19 protein-coding genes are annotated in these 22,560 nt (G+C 66.6%); 4 read left to right on the top strand and 15 right to left on the bottom strand.

Annotated elements, in window-relative coordinates; translation table 11 throughout:
* Positions 1-50 precede the first annotated feature (50 nt).
* The 5 genes from H0X95_RS31950 to H0X95_RS31930 all read right to left on the bottom strand — a co-directional run bounded on the left by H0X95_RS31950 (position 51) and on the right by H0X95_RS31930 (position 5,368).
* Positions 51-1,481 (bottom strand): DUF2957 domain-containing protein, encoded by a 1,431-nt coding sequence (locus H0X95_RS31950; RefSeq protein WP_196446350.1) that lies wholly within the window; start codon positions 1,479-1,481, stop codon positions 51-53.
* Between the two features lie 434 nt (positions 1,482-1,915).
* Positions 1,916-2,866 (bottom strand): N-acetyl-gamma-glutamyl-phosphate reductase, encoded by a 951-nt coding sequence (gene argC, locus H0X95_RS31945; RefSeq protein ID WP_006481596.1) that lies wholly within the window; start codon positions 2,864-2,866, stop codon positions 1,916-1,918.
* 191 nt (positions 2,867-3,057) lie between these two features.
* Positions 3,058-3,630: a flavodoxin family protein gene (locus H0X95_RS31940; RefSeq protein WP_006497426.1), complete on the bottom strand. Its 573-nt coding sequence runs from the start codon at positions 3,628-3,630 to the stop codon at positions 3,058-3,060.
* A gap of 214 nt (positions 3,631-3,844) precedes the next feature.
* On the bottom strand, positions 3,845-4,441 hold the full coding sequence (locus tag H0X95_RS31935; RefSeq protein ID WP_006482912.1) for a YbhB/YbcL family Raf kinase inhibitor-like protein: 597 nt from the start codon (positions 4,439-4,441) through the stop codon (positions 3,845-3,847).
* A gap of 240 nt (positions 4,442-4,681) precedes the next feature.
* Positions 4,682-5,368, bottom strand: coding sequence for an orotate phosphoribosyltransferase (locus tag H0X95_RS31930; RefSeq protein WP_006482887.1), 687 nt, complete (start codon positions 5,366-5,368; stop codon positions 4,682-4,684).
* Positions 5,369-5,828: 460 nt separating this feature from the next.
* Here H0X95_RS31930 and H0X95_RS31925 point away from each other — a divergent pair, with 460 nt between their 5' ends.
* Complete coding sequence (locus H0X95_RS31925; RefSeq protein ID WP_006497424.1) at positions 5,829-8,099, top strand: NADP-dependent malic enzyme; 2,271 nt, start codon at positions 5,829-5,831, stop codon at positions 8,097-8,099.
* A gap of 148 nt (positions 8,100-8,247) precedes the next feature.
* Here H0X95_RS31925 and H0X95_RS31920 read toward each other — a convergent pair whose 3' ends face one another.
* Complete coding sequence (locus H0X95_RS31920) at positions 8,248-11,838, bottom strand: indolepyruvate ferredoxin oxidoreductase family protein (protein ID WP_059721069.1); 3,591 nt, start codon at positions 11,836-11,838, stop codon at positions 8,248-8,250.
* 329 nt (positions 11,839-12,167) lie between these two features.
* Here H0X95_RS31920 and H0X95_RS31915 point away from each other — a divergent pair, with 329 nt between their 5' ends.
* Positions 12,168-12,362: a hypothetical protein gene (locus tag H0X95_RS31915; protein ID WP_006482893.1), complete on the top strand. Its 195-nt coding sequence runs from the start codon at positions 12,168-12,170 to the stop codon at positions 12,360-12,362.
* 133 nt (positions 12,363-12,495) lie between these two features.
* Here the strand turns inward: H0X95_RS31915 and hppD are convergent, their stop codons facing one another.
* On the bottom strand, positions 12,496-13,593 hold the full coding sequence (gene hppD, locus H0X95_RS31910; RefSeq protein ID WP_034201099.1) for a 4-hydroxyphenylpyruvate dioxygenase: 1,098 nt from the start codon (positions 13,591-13,593) through the stop codon (positions 12,496-12,498).
* Between the two features lie 214 nt (positions 13,594-13,807).
* On the opposite strand from hppD, the gene H0X95_RS31905 reads away from it, so the two are divergent.
* Positions 13,808-14,332, top strand: a complete 525-nt coding sequence (locus H0X95_RS31905; protein WP_006482889.1) for an Lrp/AsnC family transcriptional regulator — start codon at positions 13,808-13,810, stop codon at positions 14,330-14,332.
* 66 nt (positions 14,333-14,398) lie between these two features.
* On the opposite strand, the gene H0X95_RS31900 is transcribed toward H0X95_RS31905, so the two are convergent.
* The 8 genes from H0X95_RS31900 to paaA all read right to left on the bottom strand — a co-directional run bounded on the left by H0X95_RS31900 (position 14,399) and on the right by paaA (position 20,651).
* Complete coding sequence (locus tag H0X95_RS31900; protein ID WP_059721068.1) at positions 14,399-15,046, bottom strand: GNAT family N-acetyltransferase; 648 nt, start codon at positions 15,044-15,046, stop codon at positions 14,399-14,401.
* 234 nt (positions 15,047-15,280) lie between these two features.
* Positions 15,281-15,886, bottom strand: coding sequence for a TetR/AcrR family transcriptional regulator (locus tag H0X95_RS31895; protein ID WP_006482923.1), 606 nt, complete (start codon positions 15,884-15,886; stop codon positions 15,281-15,283).
* 12 nt (positions 15,887-15,898) lie between these two features.
* Complete coding sequence (locus H0X95_RS31890; protein ID WP_012492290.1) at positions 15,899-16,720, bottom strand: DUF1835 domain-containing protein; 822 nt, start codon at positions 16,718-16,720, stop codon at positions 15,899-15,901.
* Between the two features lie 127 nt (positions 16,721-16,847).
* Complete coding sequence (gene paaE / locus H0X95_RS31885; RefSeq protein WP_048992256.1) at positions 16,848-17,936, bottom strand: 1,2-phenylacetyl-CoA epoxidase subunit PaaE; 1,089 nt, start codon at positions 17,934-17,936, stop codon at positions 16,848-16,850.
* Positions 17,937-17,938: 2 nt separating this feature from the next.
* A complete protein-coding gene (gene paaD, locus H0X95_RS31880; RefSeq protein WP_006482879.1) occupies positions 17,939-18,493 on the bottom strand; it encodes a 1,2-phenylacetyl-CoA epoxidase subunit PaaD in 555 nt (184 codons plus the stop codon).
* 25 nt (positions 18,494-18,518) lie between these two features.
* Positions 18,519-19,322: a 1,2-phenylacetyl-CoA epoxidase subunit PaaC gene (gene paaC, locus H0X95_RS31875; RefSeq protein ID WP_034201098.1), complete on the bottom strand. Its 804-nt coding sequence runs from the start codon at positions 19,320-19,322 to the stop codon at positions 18,519-18,521.
* A 10-nt stretch (positions 19,323-19,332) separates the two neighbouring features.
* Positions 19,333-19,617, bottom strand: coding sequence for a 1,2-phenylacetyl-CoA epoxidase subunit PaaB (gene paaB, locus H0X95_RS31870; RefSeq protein WP_059721067.1), 285 nt, complete (start codon positions 19,615-19,617; stop codon positions 19,333-19,335).
* A 35-nt stretch (positions 19,618-19,652) separates the two neighbouring features.
* On the bottom strand, positions 19,653-20,651 hold the full coding sequence (gene paaA, locus H0X95_RS31865; protein ID WP_034201096.1) for a 1,2-phenylacetyl-CoA epoxidase subunit PaaA: 999 nt from the start codon (positions 20,649-20,651) through the stop codon (positions 19,653-19,655).
* 200 nt (positions 20,652-20,851) lie between these two features.
* Between paaA and H0X95_RS31860 the strand changes: the two genes are divergently transcribed.
* Positions 20,852-22,117, top strand: coding sequence for an SGNH/GDSL hydrolase family protein (locus H0X95_RS31860; RefSeq protein ID WP_196446349.1), 1,266 nt, complete (start codon positions 20,852-20,854; stop codon positions 22,115-22,117).
* Positions 22,118-22,560: the final 443 nt, after the last annotated feature.

The raw sequence follows: 22,560 nt of genomic DNA, 5'->3' as shown, positions 1-22,560 counted from the left end.
TGCCTTCCCTGCAATGCGCGGCGGCGGGCCGGCCGCCGCGTCCTCGATCGCTACTTGCTGATCTGCGCGCCCACGCCGAAGTACGGGGTCGACGACGTCGTCGAATTCGCCGACGTCGGCGTGACGCCGCCGTTCACCGTGCCCTGGATCAGCGCCGCATACAGGCCGCCCGTCGCGATCACCACGCCCGATGCGGACGGGTAGCTCGCGCCGCTCGGCGGGGTAGTCTTCGCGTTCAGCAGGCCCGGCGTCGCCTGGCCGTAGTCGAGCGTGAAGCCGTCTTCCTCGGCCTGCGTGGACGGGTTGATGAACGACGCGTTGCTGCCGCGGATCAGCGCAGCCGTGTACTTGAAGTTCGAGTCCGCGCCCGCGTAGCCGCCGTCGATCGCGCCCGACGTGATCGCCGTCGCCGCGCCGAGCACCGCGATGCCCGATTCGTCGTCGACCTTTGCGTCGGTGTGCAACGGCGGCGTGCCGAGGTTCACGTAGCCGGTGCGCACGATCACCGGCACCGTCGCGCCGTTGAGCTGGCCGATCACCATGTGCGCGGTGGCCGACTTGCCGGTCGCGCCGATCAGGGGCAGCTTCGTTTGCGGCAGGATCTGCGGTGCCTGGGTGCTGTCGAAGTAGCCGCCGTTCGCGCTCGTCTTCCACGGATCGCCGGTGGTCTGGCAGCCGCCCGAACCGCTCGACGTGCACGCGCCGTTCGCATCGAACGTCTCGCTGGAGTTGATGCCCTTCGTTGCATAGTTGCCCGACGGCACGAGGTGATAGAGCAGCGCGTTGTACGTGCCCGGCAGCTTCGTGAGGTCGGTCGTCGTGTTCGCGAAGCCGAGGAACGGGTAGAAGTCGAAGTGGCGATTGGGCACCTGGCCGACGTTCTGGAATACGGGGAGGCCGATCACGCTGATCGTCAGCCCGTCGTACTGAACCGTCGCGCCGGGAATGCCACCGCCCGCCACGCCCATGCCGACCAGCAGCATCGGCGGGTTCGCCTGGTTGAAGTCGGCGGCCGTCGAATAGGTCGAACCGTCCGGCGCGGTGCCGGTGCCCGGCGTGAGGACGAACGCGCAGCGCGTCTGCTCGGCGGTCGGCAGCGTGCCGGTCGGCGGATGGACGACATTGCCGGTGATCGTCGTGCCGGCGCGGCTCGGCGTGACGGTGCCCGTCTTTAGCGGAATCGGCGATTCGAGCCACTTGAGCGTGTACGTCATCGCGACCGCGTCGATGTTGACGCTGACGATCTCGCCGCTGCCAGCGCCGCCGAGATACGTGCTCTTCACGATATCCGCGTTGGCCGGGCACAGTGCGCCGTTGATCGGCTGCGAAGGCGGCGGCCCTTGCGTGCCGCAGTTCGAGCCGGAACATTGGGGCGCATCGATCGGCGCGAGCGCGCCGCCAGAGTCCCCCCCACCACATGCAACCAGGAAAGGGGCAATGGCAAAGGCCGTTGCCACCCCCTTCGATAAGGCGTGCGACATGCCGCTGTCTCCAATCGTTTAATTGTGCGAGCTAATGTCGCTGCCTGGATTTTTGCTGTCAATTGATGAACCCGTCTAAAAAAGGCGATTGAAACGGGAACGGCAATTTGAATCCTTGCCCGATAAGGCGGTTGGTAAGAATTAAAACGCGCGGCGGGCCGTCGAAAGCTGCCGGAGTGGGGGCTGCGCGACGCCTGGCACGCTCTCGCCGCGCCTTCCTGCGTATAACGGCAGCGTTTAAATCGACGGTATCCGGTTTATCCCTATTCGGGATTGACTGGATAAAGAACGGGCTGGATTAATTCACTGGTAATCGCGCAATGGAAAGCTTGTAAATATTTGTAAATGCGCGATCCGGTGTTTTTATATATTGCCTGATACGGGTAAATAAAAAGCCGGCCAGTGGCCGGCTTTGCATGGCATGCGATGCTGAATCAGCGTTTGAGGCCGGCGTCCTCGGCCGCGCCGATGTTGAGGTTCATGCACTGGATCGCGGCGCCCGACGCGCCCTTGCCGAGGTTGTCGAGGCGCGCGACCGTGACGAAGCGCTCCGCGTTGCCGAACACGAACAGGTCGACGCGGTTCGTGTCGTTGTTCGCCTGCACGTCGAAGAAGCCGCTGTCGAGGTTCGCATCCGCGTCGAACGGTGCGACGCGCACGAACGCTTCGTCCGCGTAGTACTCGGCGAACACGCGCTGCACGTCCTGCGGCGTCGCGCGCTTCGCGAGCTGCCCGGGCGTGAAGTAGGTCGTCACCGCGAGGCCTTTCAGGAACGGGCCGACGATCGGCGTGAAGATCGGTGCGTTCGCGAGGCCGGTGTGCGCGGCCATTTCGGGCAGGTGCTTGTGCGCGAGGCCGAGCGCATACGGGCGCGGGCTCGCGAGCTTGCCGCCCGGCGCGGCGCTTTCGTACTCGGCGATCATCGACTTGCCGCCGCCGCTGTAGCCGGTGATCGAGTAGCTGTGCGCGGCGAACGTCGGCGCGACGATGCCCGCATCGACGAGCGGCCGCATCGCGAGCACGAACGCCGATGCGTGGCAGCCGGGCACCGCGATGCGCTTCGACGTACGAATCTTCTCGCGCTGCGCGCGGGTCAGCTCGGGCAGGCCGTAGGCCCAGTCGGCATGGGTGCGGAACGCGGTGCTCGCGTCGATCAGCGTGGTGTTCGGGTTCTCGACGAGCGACGCGGATTCGCGCGACGCGACGTCCGGCAGGCACAGGAACGTGACGTCGGACGCGTTGATCAGGCGACGGCGCTCGTCGACGTCCTTGCGCTTCGCTTCATCGATGCGCAGGATCTCGATGTCGCTGCGTGCCGACAGGTATTCGAAGATCTTGAGGCCGGTCGTGCCTTCCTGGCCGTCGACAAAAACTTTGGTGCTCATTTCGCTCTCACTGAATGAAACGGGAGCCGCGGCGCCCTGAAACCGCCATTTTAAGACGTCATCCGGCGGGCCTGTACCGCACGGGGCGAAAAAAAGACGGCCCGCGGGCCGTCTTGTGTCCCTTTGGCGCACCCCCACGCTGCGCGGCCACGCCAGCGGCCGGTGCGAGCGGGCGGGTGCCCCGGGCGCGCTCAGCGGCCGCCGGCCACCCAGCGCGCCGTCGCTTCGGCGACGCGCCGGCCGAACGCCTTCGCGGTATCGAGGTCGCCGGGCAGCGGGCCCTCGTCGGGCGTCGCGTCCGCCGGCGACTGCGCGAGCAGGCCCGTGAAGCCGCCGACGTAGTTGATGTCGTTGCGCGTGGCCGCCTTCGAGTTGGCCGGCATCATGCCCGTGCCGACCCACACCATCCCATGTTGCATCGCCAGCGTGACGAAATACTGAATCGTCGAGAACTTGTCGCCGTTCATCGTCGCGGAGTTCGTGAAGCCCGCGGCGATCTTGTCCTTCCATTTCTGCGTAAACCACGGTTTCGAGGTCGCGTCGGCGAATTGCTTGAACTGCGCGGACGGGCCGCCCATGTAGGTCGGCGCGCCGAAGACGATCGCGTCCGCCGCGTCGAGCGCGGCCCAGCCCGCGTCGTCGAGCTCGCCGACGGCGAGGAGGCGTGCGGCGGCGCCGGCATCCTGCGCACCGGCGTGCACGGCCTCGGCCAGTTTCTGCGTGTGACCGTAGCCGCTGTGATAGACGATGACGATGTTCGACATGAAGCGTTCTCCGGAAAGGGACGGGAACGGCGGCCCGCAGGCTCGCCGCGACACGCGCCGCAGTTGGGCGGCGCGACGGATGCGCGGCGGGATGCCGCGACCGGTGCAGCCGAGTCTAGCAAGCCGAAATGACCGGAAGAAAGCGCGCAGGCCGCGCACAGAAATTCGCGGGCGCGGGCAATCGCGACCGCCACGGGCGGCGGCGCGCGCTTACCTACTGCCCGTAAGTGACCGTGAGTCGCGCGGTGCCGATCGCGAGCGTGCCGATCTCGTGCTCGAACATCGGCGCGGGGCGGCCTTGCGAGATACGCAGGTCGGTGCCTTTCAGCGCGTAGACGGTGATCACGTAGCGATGCGGTTTGCCGGGCGGTGGGCACGGGCCGCCGTAGCCGTCGATTCCGAAGTCGTTGCGCGCCTCGCTCGCGCCGATGCGGCGCAGGAAGCCGGACGCGCTCGCATCGGCCGGCAGGCTCGTGACGGTCGCCGGGATGCCCGCGACGGCCCAGTGCCACCAGCCGTGCCCCGGCGCGTCGGGATCGAAGATCGTGACCGCGTAGCCGCGCGTGCCCGGCGGCGGGTTGTGCCATGCGAGTTGCGGCGAGCGGTTCGCGCCCTTGCAGTCGCCGCGGTCGAACACGTTCGCGGGCCGCACGCGGGCGCCCGCCGTCAGGTCGTCGCTCGTCACGGTGAACGGGCCTTCCGCATGCGCGGGCAGCGCCGCGAAGACGGCGGCGCACAGGAGGGCGGAGAAACGGAGCGGAGAAGGGCGACCCGATGGCGCAGGCGGAGTGATCCGGCGATCCACACGCATATGGCGCTTCTCCCGTCACGTGGGCCGGGCCGAGGCTCCCGGCATTGTTGGCGTTGTATGTTGCCCGCGCAGCTGAGGGCGGCGATGGATCAAGTCTAGCATTAGGGTTCGATGAGCGACGCACACCGGCGCCCGCGATTGCGCGCGGTCGGCGCGCAACGCGACGGACGAAAAAAAACCGCCTGCGATGAAGCAGGCGGCTCGTTCAGCCAGTGCGCCGGCATGCGTGCCGGCGGGGCGTCATTCCTTCGGGGCCGTCGCGCCGCCGTGCGCGGCCGACCATTCGGCCGGTGCGTGCAGGAATTTCTCGACTTCGTCGAGCGTCTTCGTCTCGAAGTAGCCCGACGCCTTCGCGACGCGCAGCACGTCCCACCACGTCGCGAGCGCGTGCAGGTCGACGTCGATGTCCTTCAGGACCGACACGCTTTCCTTGAAGATGTTGTAGTGGAACAGCACGAAGCAGTGGTTCACCGTCGCGCCCGCGGTGCGCAGCGCGTTGACGAAGTTGATCTTGCTGCGGCTGTCGGTGGTCAGGTCTTCCACCAGCAGCACGCGCGAGCCTTCCTCGAGATGGCCTTCGATCTGCGCATTGCGGCCGAAACCCTTCGGCTTTTTGCGCACGTACTGCATCGGCACCATCATCCGGTCCGCGATCCATGCCGCGAACGGGATGCCGGCCGTCTCGCCGCCCGCCACCGCGTCGATCTGCTCGAAGCCGATGTCGCGCGTGATCGTCGTTTCCGCCATTTCCATCAGCGCGCGGCGCACGCGCGGATACGAGATCAGCTTGCGGCAGTCGATATAGACGGGGCTTGCCCAGCCGGACGTGAAGATGAACGGTTTTTCGGCATTGAAGTGCACCGCCTGCACTTCGAGCAGGATTTTGGCGGTCGTATCCGAGATCGACTGACGATCGTAGCCTGTCATGGGCATTCCTTGGGTGATGAGCGAGGAGCGGGCGCGGGCCCGGTGGCGCAGCAAGGGGAACCTGCCCGAAGGGCCGGGGTGCGATCGGCGGGCCGATCGCATCGCTGCGCGCGTAGCCCGCTATTTTACCCGATTCAGGCAGGTTTTCGGCGGAATTCGCGCGGGTTCGCTGCCCGGCTCACCACCGGCGAAACAAACGGGGGTAGACCATCCCGGCGCTGATGCCGGAGATGCGGCGTCGCAGCAACGGACGTCATTTAGGGGGTGTACACTAGGCGACCCTTAGAAATCGTTCAGTACTTTGTACTTTCCTCTTGCCATCCGCCAAGGTTCGATGGCGTGCCGATCCGGTGCGTCGCGGGCCGTCTCGCAGTCGACCATCCCCTCGATTCAAGCAGACGCGGCCGAAGGTGCTGTGTACTGAGTCGTCAATATTCCGCATGTCTCTCGCAGGTCAATCATGGACGAACAACTGAAGCAGGCCGCTCTCGCTTATCACCTGAACCCGAAACCCGGCAAGATTTCGGTCACCCCGACCAAGCCGCTGTCGAACCAGCTCGATCTGTCGCTCGCGTATTCGCCGGGCGTCGCCGCCGCGTGCGAGGCGATCCACGCCGATCCGCTCGACGCGCAGAAGTACACGTCGCGCGGCAACCTCGTCGGCGTCATCACGAACGGCACCGCCGTGCTGGGTCTCGGCAACATCGGCCCGCTGGCCGCGAAGCCGGTGATGGAAGGCAAGGGCTGCCTCTTCAAGAAATTCGCGGGCATCGACGTGTTCGACATCGAACTGTCGGAGTCGGACCCCGACAAGCTCGTCGAGGCGATCGCGATGCTCGAGCCGACGCTCGGCGGCATCAACCTCGAGGACATCAAGGCGCCGGAATGCTTCTACATCGAGCAGAAGCTGCGCGAGCGAATGAAGATTCCGGTCTTCCACGATGACCAGCACGGCACCGCGATCATCGCGTCGGCCGCGATCCTGAACGGCCTGAAGGTCGTCGGCAAGAAGCTGTCGGAAGTGAAGCTCGTGTGTTCGGGCGCGGGCGCGGCGGCGATCGCGTGTCTGGACCTGCTGGTGAATCTCGGCCTGACGAAGTCGAACATCCTCGTCGCCGATTCGAAGGGCGTGATCTACGAAGGGCGCGGCAACCTCGATCCGTCGAAGCAGCGCTATGCGGCCAACACCGACGCGCGCACGCTCGCCGACGCGATCGTCGGCGCGGACGTGTTCCTCGGCTGCTCGAGCGCGGGCGTGCTGAAGCAGGACATGGTCAAGACGATGGGCGACAAGCCGCTGATCCTGGCGCTCGCGAACCCGGAACCGGAAATCCGCCCGGAAGACGCGAAGGCCGTGCGCCCGGACGCGATCGTCGCGACCGGCCGTTCGGACTACCCGAACCAGGTCAACAACGTGCTGTGCTTCCCGTTCATCTTCCGCGGCGCGCTCGACGTCGGCGCGACCACGATCACGGAAGAAATGAAGCTCGCGTGCGTGCGCGCGATCGCCGAGCTGGCCGAGGAAACCGACCAGAGCGAGGAAGTCGCGAAGGCGTATGAAGGCCATTCGCTCGAATTCGGGCCGGACTACCTGATCCCGAAGCCGTTCGACCCGCGCCTGATCATCAAGATCGCGCCGGCCGTCGCGCAAGCCGCGATGGATTCGGGCGTCGCGACGCGCCCGATCCAGGACATGGACGCGTACCGCGAGCAGCTCGGCGCGACCGTCTACCGCACCGGCATGGTGATGCGCCCGGTGTTCGCGGCCGCGAAGCAGAAAGAGGCCCGCATCGTGTTCGCCGAGGGCGAGGACGAGCGCGTGCTGCGCGCCGCGCAGTTCGTGCTGCTGGAAAAGATCGCGAAGCCGATCATCGTCGGCCGTCCGTCGGTCGTCGACATGCGCTTGCAGAAGATCGGCTCGAAGCTGAAGGCCGGCGTCGATTTCGAAATCGTCGATCCGGAAGACGATGCGCGCTACCACCGCTACTGGCAGGCGTATCAGGAGATCGGCGCGCGCGACGGCGTGACGCCGGAAGTCGCGAAGGCCGCGATGCGCAAGTTCAACACGCTGATCGGCGCGATGCTCGTGCATCTGGGCGATGCGGACGGGATGATCTGCGGGATGATCGACACGTTCCACAGCCACCTGAAGTTCATCGAGCAGGTACTGGGCCGCGCGAAGGGCGCCGAGCACTTCGCCGCGATGAACCTGCTGATGCTGCCGGGCCGCAACCTGTTCGTGTGCGACACGTACGTGAACGAGCTGCCGAGCGCCGACCAGCTCGCCGACATGACGATCCAGGCTGCGGCCGAGATCGAGCGCTTCGGCATCGCGCCGAAGGCCGCGCTGCTGTCGAACTCGAACTTCGGCAGCGCGCCGTCGGCGTCGTCGCGCCGGATGTCCGAGGCCCGCAAGCTGATCGTCGAGCGTGCGCCGAACCTCGAAGTCGACGGCGAAATGCACGGCGACGCGGCGCTGTCGGAACTGATCCGCAAGCAGGCGTTCCCGGGCACGACGCTGTCGGGTGAAGCGAACCTGCTGATCATGCCGAACGTCGAAGCGGCGAACATCGCGTACAACCTGCTCAAGATGGTCGGCGGCGAAGGCGTGACGGTCGGCCCGTTCCTGCTCGGCGCCGCCAAGCCGGTCCACATCCTGACGCCGGCCGCGACCGTGCGCCGGATCATCAACATGACGGCCGTTGCCGCCGCGAACGTGAACACGAAGTAAGCTCACGCCCGCGTGTGCCGCGCGTCAGGCGCGGCGCAATGAAAAACGCCACGGAACCTGGGTTCCGTGGCGTTTTTTTTGCGTGAACCGCGACGGGCGGCGGCGCGGGCGGGCGTTCCTGCTTCGAACGCCGCGCCGCGACCGCGCGTTACGCGACCTGCTGGTGCGACTGGCCGCCTGCCGGCGAACGCCACTTCGCGAGCAGCGTGTCCCACTTCTGGCGTACCGCGCGCAGGTTGTTCTCCTTCACGTGGCCGTAGCCCCGAATGCCGTTGGGCAGCATCGCGAGTTCGAGCGCGAGCGGCCGGTTGGCCGCGTTCAGCCTCGCCAGCACCTCGCCGATCAGCGCTTCGTACTCGCCGATCAGCGCGCGCTCGGTGCGGCGCTCCGCGGTGCGGCCGAACGGATCGAGCGCCGTGCCGCGCAGGAACTTCGCCTTCGCGAGCAGCCGGAACGCCGACATCATCCACGGGCCGTACGCCTTCTTCACGAGATGGCCGTGGGCGTCCGTCTTCGCGAACAGCGGCGGCGCGAGGTGGAATTTCAGCTTCCAGTCGCCTTCGAACTGCGCGCGCAGGCGCGCGAGGAACGCGGGGTCGGACTGCAGCCGCGCGACCTCGTACTCGTCCTTGTACGCCATCAGCTTGAACAGGTTGCGCGCGACCGCTTCGGTCAGCGGTTCCTGCACCGTGTCGCCGTCCGCCAGTGCGCGCTCGGTGGCGCGCACCTTGTCGACGAACGCCGCATAGCGCGACGCGTACGCGGCGTTCTGGTACGCGGTGAGGAACTCCACGCGCTTCGCGATCAGCGCGTCGACCGCCTTCTTCGTGTGCAGCGAGATCACCGTGGCGCCTTGCGCGGGCCGGGCGTCGCCGGCCGCCGCCTGCTTCACGCTGGCCAGGTCGTACGCGGCGCGGCGGCCCCAGTCGAACGCCGCGCGGTTCTTGTCGACCGACACGGCGTTCAGCTCGATCGCGCGTTCGAGCGACGCGAGCGTCAACGGCAGCCAGCCCTTCTGCCATGCGTAGCCGAGCACGAACGGGTTCGTGTAGATCGCGTCGCCGAGCAGCGCGACCGCGAAGCGGTTCGCGTCGATGAAGTCGACCGCAACACCGGCCGCCGCGCGGATGTCGTTCTCGGCGGACAGGCCCGGGAACGCCCAGTTCGGGTTCTTGATGAACTCGGCGGTCGGCGTCTGCGCGCTGTTGACGACCACCCGCGTCGTGTCGTGCCGCATCCGCGACGTGCACTCGTCGCCGGCCGTGACGATCGCATCGCAACCGATCACGAGATCGGCTTCGCCCATTGCGATCCGCGTCGCGTGGATGTCGGTCGGCGCGTGCGAGATCTGCACGTGGCTCATCACGGCGCCGCCTTTCTGCGCGAGGCCGGTGACGTCGAGCACGGTCACGCCCTTGTTTTCCAGGTGCGCGGCCATCCCGAGCAGCGCGCCGATCGTCACGACGCCCGTGCCGCCCACGCCGGTGACGAGCACGCCGTACGCGCGGTCGATCGCCGGCAGCGTCGGTTCCGGAATCGGCGGCAATGCGCTGCCGTCGACCGACACCGCCTTCGGCTTCTTCAACTGGCCGCCCTCGACCGTGACGAAGCTCGGGCAGAAGCCCTTCACGCACGAAAAGTCCTTGTTGCAGCTCGACTGGTTGATCTGGCGCTTCGTGCCGAATTCGGTTTCCAGCGGCTCGACCGACAGGCAGTTCGACTGCACCGAGCAGTCGCCGCAGCCTTCGCACACCGCGTCGTTGATCACGACGCGCTTGGCCGGGTCCGGATACGTGCCGCGTTTGCGGCGGCGGCGTTTCTCCGTCGCGCAAGTCTGGTCGTAGATCAGGATCGTCGTGCCTTCGATCTCGCGCAGCTCGCGCTGCACGTCGTCGAGCTGGTCGCGGTGATGGATCGTCACGCCGGGCGCGAGCAGCGCCTTCTGGCTGTCGTACTTCTCCGGTTCGTCGGTGACGATCACGATCTTCTTCGCGCCTTCGGACGCGAGCTGGTGCGTGATCTGCGGCACCGTCAGCACGCCGTCGACCGGCTGGCCGCCCGTCATCGCCACCGCGTCGTTGTAGAGGATCTTGTAGGTGATGTTCGCCTTCGACGAGATCGCCGCGCGCACCGCGAGCAGGCCCGAGTGGAAATAGGTGCCGTCGCCGAGGTTCGCGAACACGTGCTTCTCGTCGGTGAACGGCGCCTGGCCGATCCACGGCACGCCTTCGCCGCCCATCTGGCTGAAGGTGCTCGTGCTGCGGTCCATCCACACGGTCATGTAGTGGCAGCCGATGCCGGCGATCGCGCGCGAGCCTTCCGGCACGTTGGTCGACGTGTTGTGCGGGCAGCCCGAGCAGAACCACGGCTTGCGCTCGGTCTGCACGTGCGGCTTCGCGAGCGCCATTTCCTTCGCGTTGATCACCGCGAGCCGCGCGGCGATGCGCGCGCGCACGTCGGACGGCAATTCGAACTTCTCGAGCCGCGTCGCGATCGCCTTCGCGATGATCGCGGGCGACAGCTCGTAGTGCGCAGGCAGCAGCCAGTTGCCCATCGGCACCGACCATTCGCCGCCGGCGCCATCCTTCTCGTCGAACTTGCCGAACACGCGCGGGCGTTGCGCGTCGGGCCAGTTGTACAGCTCTTCCTTGATCGCGTATTCGAGGATCTGGCGCTTTTCCTCGACCACCAGGATTTCGTCGAGGCCGCGCGCGAACGCCTGCGCGCCCTGCGCTTCGAGCGGCCACACGCAGCCGACCTTGTAGAGCCGGATGCCGATCCGCGCGCAGGTTTCGTCGTCGAGGCCGAGGTCGGTCAGCGCCTGGCGCACGTCGAGATACGCCTTGCCGCCGGTCATGATCCCGAAGCGCGCGTTCGGCGAATCGATCTCGATCCGGTCGAGTTTGTTCGCCCGCACGTACGCGAGCGCCGCGTACCACTTGTAGTCGAGCAGCCGCGCTTCCTGCACGAGCGGCGGATCGGGCCAGCGGATGTTCAGCCCACCTTCCGGCAGGATGAAATCGGTCGGCAGCACGATCTCGGTGCGATGCGGGTCGATGTCGACCGACGCCGACGATTCGACGACGTCGGTCACGCACTTGAGCGCCACCCACAGGCCCGAGTAGCGGCTCATCGCCCAGCCGTGCAGGCCGAAATCGAGATATTCCTGCACGTTCGACGGGAACAGCACCGGCAGCCCGCAAGCCTTGAAGATGTGTTCGGACTGGTGCGCGAGCGTCGACGATTTCGCCGCGTGGTCGTCGCCGGCGAGCACCAGCACGCCGCCGTGCTGGGACGAGCCGGCCGAGTTCGCGTGCTTGAAGACGTCGCCGGTGCGGTCGACGCCCGGGCCCTTGCCGTACCACATGCCGAACACGCCGTCGTATTTCGCGCCGGGGTACAGGTTCACCTGCTGGGAGCCCCACACGGCGGTGGCGGCGAGATCTTCGTTGAGGCCGGGCTGGAACACGATCTGATGGGCGGCCAGGTGCTGTTTGGCTTTCCAGAGCGACAGATCGAGGCCGCCGAGCGGCGAGCCGCGATAGCCGGAGATGAAGCCGGCCGTATTGAGACCGGCGGCGCGGTCGCGTTCCTGCTGGAGCATCGGCAGGCGCACGAGGGCCTGGATGCCGCTCATGTACGCGCGGCCGCGTTCCAGTGTGTATTTGTCGTCAAGCGTGACGGACTTCAGCGCGGCTTCTAGCGACGCGCGTTGGTCTGCGTCTAGCGGGGCATTCATTAACTGTCTCCTCCACCCGGTCTGGGATCACCAAAACTTCGGTTGCGTCGGCATCTTTTGGACGCGTCTGCAGTGGCCGGCATGTTCGCCGGTTTTAAGGGATGGTAGCACTGGGGCAAACCCGCCGCCCATCGGTTGCAACGCGGGGAATGCGCGGCGGCGCCCCGCGAAAACGGGGCGGATGATGCGTTACATCATGTAAAAGCATGTAAAGCTGCGTTGATCTTCGGGCAAATGCCGTTAATCTTGTCGGCCTGCCGGAGGTGCCCGGCCGCGTGGGTTCGTTCCGACGCAGTCGGGGAGGCGCCGGCAGTTTTACAGGAGGTGCAATGAACACACGTCATATCCAGAGTTTCCTGATCGTGTCCGCCGCGTTTTTCTCGATGACCGGCCCGGTGCACGCGCGAGGCGCGAGCGCACTGGCGGCAGCCGGCGCGCAGATGCAGCAGATCGTGCCGGCCCAGGACGCCGCAGCCCAGCCGTCGGCCGAGCGTGCCGCCGAGTCGAAGGCGAACGTGCGTTGATGCGATCGCGCGGCTTGCGAGCCGCGCCGAAATACAAAAGGGCGGGAATCCGAGGATTCCCGCCCTTTTTCTTTGTGCGGCCGGATCGCGCGGGCGGCCCGGCTGTCGAGGCCGCTGCCGCGCGGTGCAAGCGTCAGGCCTTGTCCTGCACGACGCCGCGGCGGATCTGATCGAGCTCGATCGATTCGAACAGCGCCTTGAAGTTGCCTTCGCCGAAGCCCTGGTTGCCCTTGCGCTGGATGATCTCGAAGAAGATCGGCCCGATCTGGTTCTCGGTGAAGATCTGCAGCAGCAGGTCGTCGCGCGCGCCGTCGATCAGGATCTTGCGTTTCTTCAGCTCGGCCAGCGATTCGCCGTGGTTCGGCACGCGGCGGTCGACCAGCTCGTAATACGTGTCGATCGTGTCGAGCAGCTTCACTTCCTTGCTGCGCAGCCCGTCGACCGCCTGGTAGATGTCGCTCGCGCCGAGCGCGATGTGCTGGATGCCTTCGCCGTGATACGCGTCGAGGTATTCCTGGATCTGGCCGGCCGTGTCCGAGCCTTCCTCGTTGATCGGGATGCGGATCTTGCCGCACGGCGACGTCATCGCCTTCGACTTCACGCCGGTCACCTTGCCTTCGATGTCGAAGTAGCGCACTTCGCGGAAGTTGAACAGGCGCTCGTAGAACTCGGCCCATTCCTGCATGCGGCCGCGATGCACGTTGTGCGTCAGGTGGTCGATGTAGGTGAGGCCGTGCCCGACCGGGTTCGGGTTCGCGCCGGGAATCGGCTCGAAGTCGACGTCGTAGATGCTGATGTCGCCGATCGCGCCCGGCTGCGCGCCGTTCTTGCCGCGCCAGCGGTCGACGAAATAGATCAGCGAATCGCCGATCCCCTTGATCGCCGGGATGTTCAGCTCCATCGGGCCCGTCTTGTTGTCGAAGCCCCACGCGCCGAGTTCCAGCGCACGCTGGTACGCCTTCGCGGCGTCCTGCACGCGGAACGCGATCGCGCAGATCGATGGGCCGTGCAGGCGCGCGAAGCGTTGCGCGAACGAATCCGGTTCGGCGTTGATGATGAAATTGATGTCGCCCTGGCGGTACACCGTCACGTCCTTGTGGCGGTGGCGCGCGATCGCGGTGAAACCCATCCGTTCGAACAGGTGTCCGAGCGCTTTCGGGTCCGGTGCCGTGTATTCGATGAATTCGAAGCCGTCGGTGCCGACGGGGTTGTCCCAGTTGGGGATCTGCATGTCGTGTCTCCTGTGCGGGGCGATCGGCCGGGGCGGCGTGCGCGTGCTCGGCCTGGTTCGATGTCGACGGCCGCCTCCGCAATGAGCGTGTGCGGCGCGTCGAGACATGCGACAGAGTGTAGCGGGCGGCCGCGAGCGGAAACTTGCGAACTTGATCGCCCGCGCCTACGATGGCGCAATTTCCAGTCTCAAAATAATCAACGGAGGGCAGAAGATGGCGCAAGCCGAATTGGATGCCATCGATCGGCGAATTCTCGCGATTCTTCAGGAGAACGGGCGCCTGTCGAACCAGGAGATCGCCGAGCGCGTGAACCTGTCGCCGAGCCCGTGCCTGCGGCGGATCCGGCGGCTCGAGGACATCGGCGTGATCACCGGCTACGTCGCACTGCTGAATCCGCAGAAGCTCGGGCTCGACCTGCTCGCGTACGTGAGCGTGCGGCTCGAAAAGCGTGGCGGCCTCGCGCCGGTCCGGGTCGACGAGACGTCGGCGCGCGCGGGCGCGACGCACGCGGAGCTGTTTCGCGCGGCCGTGCAGGCCTGGCCGGAAGTGGTCGCGTGCCACGCGATGACGGGCGACATGGATTACCTGCTGCGCGTGCAGGTCGAGGACATGGCGCATTTCTCCCGCTTCGTGCAGGAGCATCTGCTGCATCACCCGTCGGTGATCGACGTGAAGACGAGCTTTTCGCTCGACTGCTTCAAGGAAACGACGGCGTTGCCGATTCGGTCGGTGCGCTAGCGGGCGGGGAAAGGAGGGGAGCCGGGTGCGCCACAGGCGCGGCCCGGCTGGCCGACGCCGTCGACGTCAGGCCGTCAGTGCGGCGGGTATCAGCGATTCGATGAACTTCGTCGTGCGGCGCGCCTGGCGCTTCATCGCGTAGTCGAACACCGCGGCCTGTTCCTGCAGCATCTCGGCGATGATCGTCGAGTGGTCGGCGGGCGGCAGCGACAGGTACGCATCGGCTTCGCCGTACGCGTACTCGATCCGCATCCCGGATTTCTTCGCGATGTGCATCATCGTCGCGTTACGCGACAGGCAGTGCATGTACAGCATCGTCACGTGCGTGTTGCGGCTGCGGATCGCCGCGCGCTCGAACAGCTTCGAGCCGACGCCGCGGCCGCGTGCGCTTTCGAGCACCGACACGCCGAATTCGGCGGTGCGCTTGTCGCCTTCGGCCGGCAGATAGGCCAGGTGGCCGACGCCGATCAGTTCGAGATCGTGGTCGAACACGCCGAATACGGTATCGCGACCGAAATCGATCGTGCGGACATAGTTCTCGATCACGTGGTCGGGCACCACCTGGCCGAAGCGCAGCAGGCGGTCCTCTTCGTCGAGCGAGAGAAAGTGGGTGAGCATCTGCTCACGGTCTTTGGAAGCCAGTTCCCTGACGAGAACCGGCGCAGTACCGGCGTGGCCGACAGCATCGGCACGGCGGTTGGATCGCGTGTTCATCGTGGGTTCCTCAGTGTGTGGCTGCACAAGCGGCTTGTGCAATGCAACAGCATTCTACCCGACCGAGGTAGGGGAAAACCCGCATTTGACGTTATTTGTGCCGAGGGTGAATTCTAAATCCGCTTAATTATTCGTCTATCTATTTGATTTTTAATGGATTTAAAATTCATCATATGAAACGCGCGACGGGCGGTCGCACTGTGCCCGCCGCGCAACGCATGCTGCTGCGCGGCATCAGGCCGCTGTCGACAGCCCGCGTTCGATCAGGTCGATTACCTGTTCGGCGAAGTCGCGGTAGCCGAGGCGCCCGCCCGGCTTCAGCCATGTGAAGGTCCAGTTGATCATCCCGAAAACCATCATCGTCACGGAGGTCTGGTTTTCCTTCGAGATGCGGTCGGGATACGCGCGCGCGAGCTGCCGCGTGAACGCCGCGACGATGTCGCGCTGGCGGTCGAGCACGATTTCGCGCTGCGCATCCTCCAGATACTTCACGTCGTTGAGCAGCGCGACGTGACGGCTGTGCGACGTCTCGTATTCGGCGAGGAACGCGCGTACGAGCTCGGCGAACGCGTCGCGCTCGCTGAGGCCGCGCCGCTGGCTCGCACCCTCGACCTCGGCGATGATCAGCATCAGCCGTTTGGTGTAGCGATCGAGCAGGTCGAACAGGATCGCTTCCTTGCTCTCGTAATAGTGATAGAGCCGCGCCTTCGACGTGCCGCTCGCGGTCGCGAGATCGGACATCGACGTGCTCGGGTAGCTCGTCTGCGCGAATTTCTCGGCGGCCAGGTCGAGGATCTGCTCGCGCTGGGATTCGTGGTCGGGCGCTCGGGTTCGGGCCATGGTCGAAGAAGATTAGCGGTGCGCGGCGGCCGGGGCCGCGCGCACCTGCGTGGAAGAGAGGGCCGCGGGCGCGTCGTCCTGCAGCTCGAGTCGGCCGGTGGCCGCGAGTTCGCGGCAGCGCCACCACGCGATCGAGTCGCTGACGAACAGCCCGCCGCGGTCGGCGGCGGCCATGATGCTGCCGACGAGGCGCCGCGCGGGCTGCCAGTCGGTTTCCGCGCGCGCGACGATCAGCGCGTCGAGATCGGCGTAGTGGCCGCTCTTGATCGTGTTGCTGACCCAATAACGCAGCTCGGCGTTCAGGTGCTTCGCCTCCTGCCACTCGAGCGCAAGGCGGCCGATGCGCAGGACCGAGATCGGCGCGGCCACCGGCCGCTTGCGCGCCAGTTCCGCGGGCGAGAACATCCCGGTCGCGCAGGCCTGGTCGGTACGCGACAGCGATGCGCGCTGCGCGGCGTCGAGGTCGGCGGCCGACAGCCGTACCTCGTTCAGGCGCTGCGGCACGTTGCGCAGGTGATAGGCGACGCGGCGCAGCAGCAGCTTGTCGCCGACGCTCGGCGCATGCCACACGACGACCTGGCCGGTATCCATCGCGAGCTGGTCGAGGCGGGCGAATTCGCCTTCGATTTCCGCGTTCCAGTCGGGAATCTGGTCGCCGAGCACGTGCTGCCAGAAAGCGGCGCGCGTGTCGGGCGTCTCGTCGGCGCCCTTCAGTGGCCCGACGCCGAGATCGTCGAGCAAACCGACGACGCGCTCGTCGCGTCCGGCTTGCACGAGAGCCTCGCGCAGCGACGCGGCGGCGGTGCCGCCCTGAATCACATGAATGGTACTCATCGGCCTGTCGTCAACAAAAGAAAACCGCCGACGGGCGGACGTTGCGATGTCCAGCCGGCCGGCGGCCCCTAGTGTAAGCGAGATGTGTGACGGCGAGAAACCGTCGGGCGCCGCGACGCGATGCCGCTCAACGTTCGTCGAAGCTCACGACGACCTTGTCGCTGATCGGGTGGCACTGGCACGTCAGCACGAAACCATCCTTCACCTCGTGCTCCTCGAGCGTGTAGTTCTTCTCCATCCGCACTTCGCCTTCGACCACCTTCGCGCGGCATGTGCAGCACACGCCGCCCTTGCACGCATACGGCAGCGCGAGGCCCGCGCGCAGGCCCACGTCGAGCAGGCTCACGCCTTCGTACGGCAAGCGCAGCTTGCGCTTCTTGCCGTCGAGCACGATCTCGAGATCGGCGGCCGGCGTCTGGTCGGTGATCTCGACGACCGGTGCGCCGGCCTGCGGCAGCGGCGTGCCGAAGCGCTCGACGTGCACCTTCGCCTGCGGCACGCCGGCCGCCTTCAGCGCGGCTTCGGCGGCGTCCATCATCGGCGCCGGGCCGCAGATGAACGCCTCGTCGATCGCGTCGGCCGGTGTCAGCGTGGCGAGGAATTCCGCGCATTTCGCCTGGTCGAGCACGCCGTTGAACAGCTCGACGTCCTGCAGATCGTCCGACAACACGTGGTAGAGGACGAAGCGGTTCATGTAGCGGTTCTTCAGGTCCTCGAGCTCCTCCGCGAACATGATCGCGTCGACGCTGCGGTTGCCGTAGATCAGCGTGAACGTGCTGCGCGGCTCGAGTTCGAGCGTCGTCTTCACGATCGCGAGCACCGGCGTGATCCCCGAGCCGCCGGAAAACGCGACGTACTGCTTGCCGTGGTCGGCGTTCAGGTGCGTGAAGAAGCGGCCATCCGGTGTCATCACGTCGATCATGTGGCCGGGCTTCAGCGTATCGAACGCGAAGTTCGAGAAGCGGCCGCCGCGCACGCGCTTGATGCCGATGCGCAGTTCGCCGTCACGGTCGTAGTCCGTCGTGCCGACGCAGATCGAATACGAGCGGCGCGTCTCCTCGCCGTCGATGTGGGTCTTCAGCGTGACGAACTGGCCCTGCGTGAAGCGGTACGCGTCGCGCAATTCGGGCGGCACGTCGAACGAGACGGTCACGGCGTCGGCGGTCTCGGGCCGCACGTCGCGGATACGCAGCGGGTGAAATTGCGGGGTCGCCATATTCAGTAGGGTTTGAAGTAGTCGAAGGGTTCGCGGCAGTCGACGCAGCGATACAGCGCCTTGCAGGCCGTGGACGCGAATTGCGCGAGACGTTCGGTGCGCGCAGAGCCGCAGCGCGGGCAGGTGGGTGCCGCGACCGGCCGCGGCACGAAGCGCACGACGTTCTCCCGCGGCGCGGCGCTGCCGCACTGGCCGACCGGCGGCGCGATACCGTACGCGCGCAGCTTGTCGCGCGCTTCCTGCGTAATCCAGTCGGTCGTCCACGCGGGAGCGAGCACCGTCTCGATCCGGTGCGGCGGCAAGTCGGCGGCCTGCAGCGCGGCGGCGATGTCCTCGGCGATCTGCGACATCGCCGGGCAGCCCGAGTAGGTCGGCGTGATCACGACTTCGAGCTGGCCGTCATCCGCGCGGCGGACGTCGCGCAGGATGCCGAGCTCGCGGATCGACACGACCGGGATCTCCGGATCGGGCACGGCTTCGAGCACGTCCCACGCGCGGGCGAGCAACGGATCGTCGCGGTGCGCGGCGGGGGCAGGGGCGGCGGTCTGGGCGGACATCGTCGGGCTCCGTGGCGTGGGCCGGTTACCAGCTCGCGCCGGGATGCTGGCGCGCGAGGCTCTGCATTTCGGCGAGCAGGTAGCCCATGTGCTCCGAGTGCTCGCCCTGCTTGCCGGTCGTCACATGCTTCACCGGCGTCGGCAACGTGAGCGTGGCTTCCGCGAGCGCGTCGTCCACGTCCGCGCGCCACGCGGCCTCGATCGCGGCCGGCGCCGGGCCGATGCCCGGTGCGACGATCGCGTCGTCGATCGCATCGGCGGCGAAGAATTCGCGCGTGTACGGCATCAGGTAGTCGAGCGCGTCCTGCGCGCGGCGGTGCGATTCGTCGGTGCCGTCGCCGAGGCGCACGAGCCACTCGCGCGCATGCTGGACGTGATAGCGGGTTTCCTTCACCGATTTCGCGGCGATCGCCGCCAGTTGCGTGTCGGTCGACGTCTCCAGCGCGCTCCATACGTGCAGCATCAGCGCCGCGTACAGGAAGTTGCGCACGATCGTCACCGCGTAGTCCTTGTCGGCGTGCGCGGTGCCGGAGACCGGGCCGTAGTGCGGCAGTTCGGCGAGCGTGAAGTTCGCGAATTCGCGCTCGGTGCGGAAGTACGCGTAGTCGTCCTCGGTCTTCGTCGCGCCGGTGAGCTGGCGCTCGAGCTCGGCCGCGTGCGTGTACAGCATGCGCGCCTGGCCGATGAGGTCGAGGCTCATGTTGGTGAGCGCGATGTCTTCCTCGAGGATCGGGCCGTGGCCGCACCATTCGGCGTTGCGCTGACCGAGGATCAGCGCGTTGTCCGCGAGGCGCAGCACGTAGGAGAGGTGTTCGGGCGTGATCGTCATGGCGCGGGCGTTACATGTGGTTGACTTCGTCGGGCAGCGTGTAGAACGTCGGATGACGGTAGATCTTGTCGCCCGCCGGTTCGAACAGTTCGGCCTTATCGCTCGGGTCCGACGCGGTGATCGCCGACGACGGCACCACCCAGATGCTCACGCCTTCCTGGCGACGCGTGTAGACGTCGCGCGCCATGCGCAGCGCCATCGTCGCGTCGGCCGCGTGCAGGCTGCCGCAATGCTTGTGGTCGAGGCCCTGCTTGCTGCGCACGAACACTTCCCAGATCGGCCATTCCTTGTTCATCGTTTTCTCCTGATTCCTGAATTCGAGGGGGCCGCTCAGGCGGCCTGCTGTTCGGCGCGGGCGCGGCGCTTCGCTTCGTGCGCGAGCGCGGCTTCGCGCACCCAGGCGCCATCCTCGTGGGCTTTCACGCGCGTCGCGAGGCGTTCCTTGTTGCACGGGCCGTCGCCGTTGACCACGCGCCAGAATTCGTCCCAGTCGATCGCGCCGTAGTCGTGGTGGCCACGCGCTTCGTTCCATTTCAGGTCGGGGTCGGGCAGCGTCACGCCGAGCACCTTCGCCTGGTCGACCGTCGCGTCGACGAATTTCTGGCGCAGATCGTCGTTCGAGATCCGCTTGATGCCCCATTTGGCGGACTGACTGCTGTGGACCGAATCGGCGTCGCTCGGGCCGAACATCATCAGCACCGGCCACCACCAGCGGTTCACGGCCTGCTGGACCATCGCGCGCTGCGCGTCGGTGCCCTTCATCATCGACAGCAACGCGTCGAAACCCTGGCGCTGATGGAACGACTCTTCCTTGCACACGCGAATCATCGCGCGCGCGTACGGACCGTACGTGCAGCGGCACAGCGGGATCTGGTTCATGATCGCGGCGCCGTCGACCAGCCAGCCGATCACGCCGACGTCGGCCCAGGTCGGCGTCGGGTAGTTGAAGATGCTCGAGTATTTCGCCTTGCCGGCGTGCAGCGCGTCGATCAGCGAATCGCGCGATACGCCGAGCGTTTCGGCCGCGCTATAAAGATAGAGGCCGTGGCCGGCTTCGTCCTGCACCTTCGCGAGCAGGATCGCCTTGCGCTTCAGGCTCGGCGCGCGCGAGATCCAGTTGCCTTCCGGCAGCATGCCGACGACTTCGGAGTGCGCGTGCTGCGAGATCTGGCGCACCAGCGTCTTGCGATACGCGTCGGGCATCCAGTCCTGCGGTTCGATCTTGCCGTCCGCGGCCATCACCGCATCGAACCGCGCCTGCTCGGGCGACTCGGCTGCGGCGTCGAGCGGCGCGACGTTGCCGGGGATGTCGAGGGATTGCGTGTACATGGCGAAGGCTCTCGTCCGGTTGAGTGTGTGCGAAGTATAAACCAACCGACCGGTCGGTTAATAAATTTCTTGTGGATTTGCGGCGGGACTCGGGTAAACGAGGGGCATCGGGGCACGATCAAGCGGAGCAAGTGCGGCTCCGCACGTGGCTCCAGCATCTTCTGCGGCACAATGCCCGCTTTCCGATGAGGATTTTGCCGATGTCATTCCGAAGCAGTTTCGCCGCGGCTGTGCTGGGTGCGGCCGTTCTCGTGTCGCCGCTTGCAGCGTCGGCCGCGCCGGCCGGGTGGGTCGCTGCGTGGGCGACCGCGCTGCAGCCGATTCCCGACCTCGCCGCACCGCCGCCGCTCTACCGCGCGCCAGACGTGGCCGGGCGAACCGTGCGTCAGATCGTCTACCCGACCGTGTCGGGGCGGACGGCGCGGATTCGCGTGAGCAACGCATACGGTCGCGCGCCGCTGGTCGTCGAGGCCGCGAGTCTCGCGCGCGCCGGCGAAGGGGCCGCGCTCGCCGGTGGTGCGGCGGTGCCGGTCCGGTTCGGCGGCAAGGTGTCGGTGACGCTCGCGCCGGGCCAGGAACTCGAAAGCGACCCGGTGGCGATCCGCGTGACGGCCGCGCAGCCGTATGCGATCAGTCTCCAGATGGGGCCGAACCAGCGGATGACGGTCTGGCATCGCGTGTCGAACCAGTTCAACTACGTGTCCGCGCCGGGCGATCACGTGAACGATCCGGGCGCCGCGACGTTCCGCACCCGCTTTACCCAATATGCGTGGGTGACCGAACTGGCCGTCGAAGCTGGTCCCGCACACGCCAGCGTCGCGGCGATCGGCGATTCGATCACCGACGGGCTGCGCTCCAGCGTGAACCGGAACCGCCGCTGGCCCGACGCGCTCGCGCGCCGGCTGGCGGCAGCGGGTGCCGATTCGGTCGGCGTCGTAAATCTCGGCATCAGCGGGAACCGGCTGCTCAGCGATTCCGCGTGTTACGGCACGTCGCTGGCGTCGCGGTTCGAGCGTGACGCGCTGTCGCGCTCGGGCGTGAAGGCGGCGATCGTGCTGATCGGGATCAACGACATCAATTTCGCGGCGATGCCGCCGCGCGCGGGGCTCGATTGCGATCACCCGCATACGCAGGTGACGGCTGCATCGCTGATCGATGGCTATCGCCGGCTGATCGAGGCGGCGCACCGACAGGGCGTGAAGGTCTTCGGCGCGACACTCACGCCGGCGGCGCTGCCGGCCGGGCGCGAGGCGATCCGGCTCGAGGTGAATCGGTGGATCCGCAGCGGCGGCGGGTTCGACGGCGTCGTGGACTTCGACGCGGCGCTGCGCGATCCGACGCGCCCGAGCGTGCTGCAACGCCGATACGATAGCGGCGACGGTATCCATCCGAGCGACGCCGGCTACACGGCGATGGCCGACGCGGTGCCGATTGAGCGACTGCAGGCTGCTGCGGGCGGCAGCTGACACGCTCGCTATATAGAGAAGGGAACGTTGCCGACGGCTGGTGGATCGACCGCGCTTCCCGGCCCGTCGAGCCCAAAGCCACCGTGCACGTGAGCGCACGGAGGCTTTTTCAAACTTTCTTCACAAAGCGCTTGCATGGATGGGGGCAGGTGCTTAGAATCACGCCTCTTTCGCGCTAACGGAAACGCGGCGCGGAGGGAAGGGAAGCAGTGCTGTTGGGGTTCGGAAGTAGCGAGCCTCGGCGGTACGGAAGTTGAGCCTCGCAGTCGCAACGAAGTCGTTCAGAAAGTTGTTGACGAACTGCGAAACACGGTTCATAATCTCGCTTCTCTGCTGCTGAAAACGCAGCGCTGCTGAGGGGTTCAAGATCCCTCGCAGACATGCTCTTTAAAAATTAACAGCCGATAAGTGTGGGCGCTTGATGACAGCGAGCTGATCCTCGG

Origin of the sequence: Burkholderia sp. 9779_493 (assembly GCF_015712215.1) — a bacterium.
Lineage (GTDB): Bacteria > Pseudomonadota > Gammaproteobacteria > Burkholderiales > Burkholderiaceae > Burkholderia > Burkholderia cenocepacia.
This window is presented reverse-complemented; position numbering and strand designations above follow the sequence as displayed.